Below are 6,267 nucleotides of genomic sequence, written 5' to 3' on the forward strand. Positions count from 1 at the left end.
TGGTTTTCCGGCATGCAATTTGGCTGGATCAACCACGCCTTCAAAGTAGTCGGTAATTTTCAACTGCTTCAAAATTGCAGGGGCGTTCTTTGAGGCTGAAGCGACGGACATTTTATAGCCGCTAGCTTTTAATTCGTCTAAGAAGGCTTTCATCCCTGGTAGCACGTCATCTGGCGTTAATGATTCAACCAGCTTCAAATACTTGGTGTTCTTTTCGGTAGCCAAAGCCACCTTTTCATCCTCGGTGTAGTCATTTTCATGGCCACCCGCCTTCAAAATCATTTCCAGTGAATCCATGCGGCTGACACCCTTCAAGGCTTCCGCTAGTTCTGGTGTCCATTCTGAATGAACTTCATCCGCCGTTTGGTGCCATGCCTTAGCGTGCAATCGGGCACTATCAGCAATGACGCCGTCCAAATCAAATGCAAATCCCTTAATATCTTCAAACTTCATGGTTATCCCTCCGAATAGTAATAAGTTGATGTGTAAGTTTTAGTTTGATTAGCGGGTAAAACAATGTCGCCAAATCCGTCGTGGTGAATCGCATCTGGGACCGTTTGTAATTCCACAGCCAGTCCGTTATCTGGATGAGCAGCAAGCCAATCCGCATCTTTGCCAATGCAATCGGGATTGACGTTAAAAATAATGACGCCATTGCGATCACTGCCCATTTCTAATTGATGCTGCTTTGCGCTATCAACTAGTAACAAGCTTGGTGTTACGCCTAGCGATGTATCCGGCTTTTTAAAGGCATCATCAAACTGTTCGTTGCCGCCAAGTTTTTCACATTGATCGCCCAGCTTAACAAGGTTTGTAAAATCAAACGGGGTATTTTCAACGACCTGTATTTCACCCGTTGGAATCTTTTCTTCATTTACCACGATATGCCTATCCGCAACTATCTTCAAGAATTCATCCTTGATTGGCGCGTCCGGTCCATCCAAATTAAAGTAAACATGCGTCATCGGATTAAATAGGGTTTCCACGTTGCTGCGTCCCTCATATTGTACGGAAACATGGTTATCCTCATCTAAAGAATAGGTGATGGCCATTTCCAACGTCCCAGGAAAAATTGCTTTCTGTTGCATGGTATATCGAATTTTGGCAGATTGGTCGTCTAGAATAATCTCGCCATGCCAATTGAGCCGATCAATGCCCGTGTTACCACTGTGTAGCACATTTTTATTTTCGTTTGGCTTCAAATTGACCCTGAATCCAGCGACGTTAAACGTATGGCCGCTCAACCGTCCTGCCACCCGACCAATGGTGTTTCCTAAATGAAAGGGATTCGTTTCATATTCGTGCACGTTATCAAAATTTAAAATGATATTCTTCTCTGGTGTCACAAAGTAGCCAGTCCAGGTTGCTCCGTAACTGATTGTGCGGAGGCTCACACCATTTTTATTTGTAATCGTAAATTCTTTGACTAACTCACCATTTTCTAAATGGCCAAAATCTTTAACAGTCGATTCCACCAGTCTCACCCACTTTCTTTTAATAAAAAAGGCGAAGAGCAGTTTCCCACTCTTGCCCTTTTTTTAGTCCTATTTAAGCTCTTCCTTCTTACCATCGAGGTCAACCGTAATTGGGTCGCCATCGAGCAAGTCAAGCTTCGTACCAGACTGATCAACCGTTACCTCAATCAAACGACCGCGGAACAATTGACGGAACTGGTATGACTGCCATTTCTTAGGTAGGAATGGTGCATAGTGTAACTCACCGTTGCGAACTCGCATGCCAGCGAATCCTTGAACAATGGCTAACCAGCCACCGGTCATAGCTGTGATGTGCAAACCATCGACCGTGTCATTATTGTAGTTATCCAAATCGAGACGAGCTGTCCGTTCATACAATTCGGTTGCCTTTTCTTCATAATGAAGATCAGCTGCCAAAATGGCATGGATTGAAGCTGACAAACTTGATTCATGAACCGTTAATGGCTCATAGAAATCAAAGTTGGCTTTCTTCTGTTCAGGTGTAAAGTCATCAATAAAGTCCCAGATTCCTTGAAGAACATCGGCTTGTTTGATGTATGGTGAACGAAGAATTTTGTCCCATGACCAGTTTTGGTTAAGTGGCAATTGATCCTTAGGAAGTGAGCTGACTGGCTTGATATCCTTGTCTAGGAAGCCATCGTGTTGAACGAAGATGTTGAGATCTTTGTCATATGGCAGATACATGTTGTCGACAATGTCTTGCCAATGCTTCTTTTCATCTTCACTAACATTCAGCTTCTTAGCTTGTTCGGGTGAAACTTCCTTAAGAATCTGAAGCGTATATTTCAACGTCCATTGTGCCAAAATGTTGGTATACCAGTTGTTATCAACGTTATTTTCGTACTCATCAGGGCCAGTAACACCATGAATCATGTACTTGCCATTCCGTTCTGAGAAGTGAACCCGGTCAGCCCAGAAACGTGAAATCTCCGTTAAGACCTTGGCGCCTTCATGCTGAACGTATGACTTGTCACCAGTGTAGTTTGTGTAGTTGTAAATTGCGTAGGCAATGTCGCCGTTACGGTGAATTTCCTCAAATGTAATTTCCCATTCGTTATGAGATTCAATCCCATCAAACGTAACCATTGGGTATAAAGCACCCTTAAGGCCCTGTTCCTTAGCATTATGGAAGGCACCGTCAATTTGTTGGTAACGATACTTCAACAAGTTTTTGGTAACATTTGGATCCGTAACACCAAGGTAAACGGGAACCGCAAAGGCCTCTGTATCCCAGTATGTGGCACCACCGTATTTTTCACCGGTAAAGCCTTTAGGTCCGATGTTCAAACGAGAATCCTCGCCATAGTACGTTGAGAAGAGCTGGAATAGGTTAAAACGAATTCCTTGTTGCGCTTCATCGTCGCCAGCAATTTTAACATCAGAAACGTTCCAGCGATTTGCCCAAACAGCTTTGTGGGCGTTGAATAAATTACTGTATGATGTTGCAGAAATTTCTTTATTTAATTGGGTTAAACGAGCCTCAAGATCAGCTTGTTTAGGGAAGTCACGTGATGACACAACAACTGTGCGCTTCTGGATAATTGTTTGCTCACCAGCAGCCAGTGTTCCGCTAAAATGGTTCGTCGCTGAGACATCGGTTTGGTCTGCAGACTCACTGTTCCAGTCCGTGACAACTGTTGATAAAGCACCAACCGTAAATTGTGGTGTTCCAAAGTCGTTTGGCTTTGTTTCCGCAATAACTTCGGCTTCATTATCAGTCTTAGCAACTTTCAAAACGTCCCAGAACTTTTCATCGTAATTGGCGTCTTCATTTTGTACATCAGCATCAACGGATGAACTGAATTCAACCTTAGCTTCTTTAGAACCCACATTCTTCAAGATAATCCCTTGAACAACGAGTTCCTTAGTTGCAGCACTGACAAATCGTTCAAATGAAATCTGAACCTTTGCGCCACCCTTTTCAACAGTGAAAGCCCGTTCGAGAACGGCCTGTTGCATATCTAAATCAAGGTTGAAGTCACTCACCTTGTCCTTAGCCAAATCAACAACTTCACCGTTGATTTTAATGCCAACCTTGATAAAGTTGATTGCATTAATCACTTTGCCAAAGTACTTAGGATAGCCGTTTTTCCACCAGCCAACCTTTGTCTTATCTGGAAACCAAACGCCACCAATGTAGATTCCGGGAAGCGTGTCGCCACTGTAACCTTCCTCAAAGAATCCACGCATGCCGAGGTTACCATTTGCAAGACTGGTCATTGATTCTTGAAGACGTTTATCGTCTGGATTAAGTTTAGTGGTCACAATGTGCCACGGTGATACGTCAAATGTTCGTTTCATCATTCAGACTCCTTTAATTTTTATGCGAATACTTCTTTAATACTGCTTACTGAGAAGGCACCGACTAACATCAAGATACCGGCTAAGAGAACCATCCCTGGCATTGATGAGCCCATCAATGGGAACAAAGCGAAACTCAATACTGAAGCAACGATTTGTGGTAAACAGATACTTCCGTTGAATAGACCAAGGTACGAGCCCATGTTGGCACCTGAAAGTGCGTTGGTCAAAATGGTGAATGGGAACGTCATCATTGCGGCCCATGAAATACCAATCAAGCAGAATGAGAGGATGAGAACCCATTGATTATGAACAACGAAAATTGAGGCAAACCCAACGGCACCTAATACTAAACTAGTTGCGTACATTGGCTTGTGCTTGTCATTTGGCATCTTAGCAAGAACTAATGACCAAACAACGGCAGCTAAAGCGTAAATTGCGGATAGAACACCGAACCAGTTGGCACCGGCTTGATAGCCAGCACTTGCAGGATCTGTTGCGCGCCAAACGTTCTTGGCGACGGCACCTGCACCATAAGTCCAAAGGTATTGGAAGGCCATCCAGCAGAAGAATTGAACAAGAGTTAACGTCCAGAATACTTTAGGAGCACGTTTCAAAAGTGTAAATAAACCAACTTTTTCTTGAACATCTGCTTCAGTAATACCGTGATAGGCGTTATATTCTGCGGGTGTATATTCTTTAACTCTCAAAATAGTGAAGGCACTACAGATAACTAAGATAACGGCACCTGTATAGAATGAGAAAATAACTGAGTTCGGAATGACACCCTTTGGCGCAATGTTAGCAACACCCAAACCAGTTAAGAGGTATGGGAAAATTGCAGCTAGCACTGAACCACTATTTGATAAGAAACTTTGGATTGAGTAAGCAAATCCTTTTTGCTCATCATTCACCATGTCCCCGACCATCATCTTGAATGGTTGCATGGCAACGTTAGACGATAAATCCATGAAGAGAATTGTGATGGCACCGAACCAAAGTGCTGCAAGTGATCCATAACCAAATCCTAAGCTACCAGAGTTTGGTAGTAAGAACATAACGATGACGGCGACTAACGATCCCATCAAAAGGTAAGGTAATCGACGACCAATTTTAGGCATCCACGTTTTATCTGAATAATAGCCAACTAATGGTTGAACCACTAAACCTGCTAGTGGAGGAAGAATAAAGAAGAAACCTAATTTGGTTGGATCAGCTCCCAAAGTTTGGAAGATCCGCCCCATTTGTGAAGATTGTAAAGAGAAAGCTATTTGAACACCGAAGAATCCGAAACTAATCATCCAAATTGTCGCGATAGACAATTTTGGCATTGACTTGGTTTTTGGCGTTGTAGCCGTGTTGCCTTGTGCTGAATCATTTTCCATGATTTGTCACTCCCTGTTTATTTGGGTTATGTGAACCCATTTCTCTTAACAAAATGAATTATAAACCGCTTTGATAATTTGTGCAACCGTTTGCAAAAAAATAAAATAAAAAAGAGTTGTTGCTCACAACTCGTACTGCACAATTAATTTTTGAACATTTCGATCGGTAAATAACAATTCTACCGCGCGACTGCCCAGCATTTCCGGCCGCATATCAACCATGCGGACATCTTGGTCAATCAACGCTAGTAGCTCACTCTTATTGAAACTCATCATCGGAATTTTCTTTGTGTGTCGAATTTTGCTCCAAACCCGATTAAACCGCAGCAAGCCAACATCGTCGGTTGCAATTACCGCATCGACATCTTGGTGCTGATTCAAAAATACATCGACTGCTGTTTCAGAAACGCGTTTTGGTAATCTAAATACTAGCGGTTCTAATTGGACTTCCGCCATCGCCTTTTCGTAGCCCATTCGGCGATTTCGCTCGTATTGCCACTCATATTCGGATTCAACAAATAGTGGGTTTCGAACCCCGCCATTTTGAAGAATTGCCATTGTGGCATCTCGCCCAGCCTGAACATTGTCGTTATCGACGTATCGATCCGGCAAATCTCCAACTGGCTGACCAATAACCACAAAGTCCAAATTTTCGCGACGCAAATAGTCAACGACCGGATCATTCTCATCCGTATATAGTAGAACGAACCGTTTGACCTTTGCCTGTTGAACCATGGCCGTCACGTTAGCAAGGACCTCTTCAACTCGGCTCCCAATCGCAATTGATAAAACATAGTGTCGGGCGACTAGCGACTGATTGATGCCTCGGAGCATATCAATATAGAACGGATTCTCCGGTGAGGAACTTTCCACCGTTGGAAAAATAACTCCGACGACGTTTGCTTCACCACGAGTCAGGTTCTTAGCGGTATAATTTGGCAGATAATCAAGATCCTTGGCGAGTTTTTGGATTCGTTCACGCGTTTTAAGGCTAATTCTTGAATTATTATTTAGCGCACGTGAGGCGGTTGAGACTGAGACACCAGCCCGACGCGCAATATCTTTTATTGTAATCATGAGCGTTT

The 6,267-nt window shown here is 43.2% G+C and carries 5 protein-coding genes; all 5 read right to left on the reverse strand.

The annotated features are described in order from the left end of the window. The coding region (locus FD09_RS15270; protein WP_057822553.1) for an HAD family hydrolase at positions 1-453 on the reverse strand (453 nt) is incomplete at its 3' end. A 2-nt stretch (positions 454-455) separates the two neighbouring features. Next, positions 456-1,475 (reverse strand): aldose epimerase family protein, encoded by a 1,020-nt coding sequence (locus tag FD09_RS15275; RefSeq protein ID WP_016265828.1) that lies wholly within the window; start codon positions 1,473-1,475, stop codon positions 456-458. A gap of 69 nt (positions 1,476-1,544) precedes the next feature. Continuing rightward, on the reverse strand, positions 1,545-3,797 hold the full coding sequence (locus FD09_RS15280; RefSeq protein WP_056988610.1) for a glycoside hydrolase family 65 protein: 2,253 nt from the start codon (positions 3,795-3,797) through the stop codon (positions 1,545-1,547). 20 nt (positions 3,798-3,817) lie between these two features. Beyond that, positions 3,818-5,182, reverse strand: a complete 1,365-nt coding sequence (locus FD09_RS15285; protein WP_056988609.1) for an SLC45 family MFS transporter — start codon at positions 5,180-5,182, stop codon at positions 3,818-3,820. A gap of 123 nt (positions 5,183-5,305) precedes the next feature. Beyond that, a partial coding sequence (locus FD09_RS15290; RefSeq protein WP_235812316.1) for a LacI family DNA-binding transcriptional regulator occupies positions 5,306-6,267 on the reverse strand: 962 nt, incomplete at its 5' end.

It is taken from the genome of Schleiferilactobacillus perolens DSM 12744, assembly GCF_001435585.1.
GTDB classification, from domain to species: domain Bacteria; phylum Bacillota; class Bacilli; order Lactobacillales; family Lactobacillaceae; genus Schleiferilactobacillus; species Schleiferilactobacillus perolens.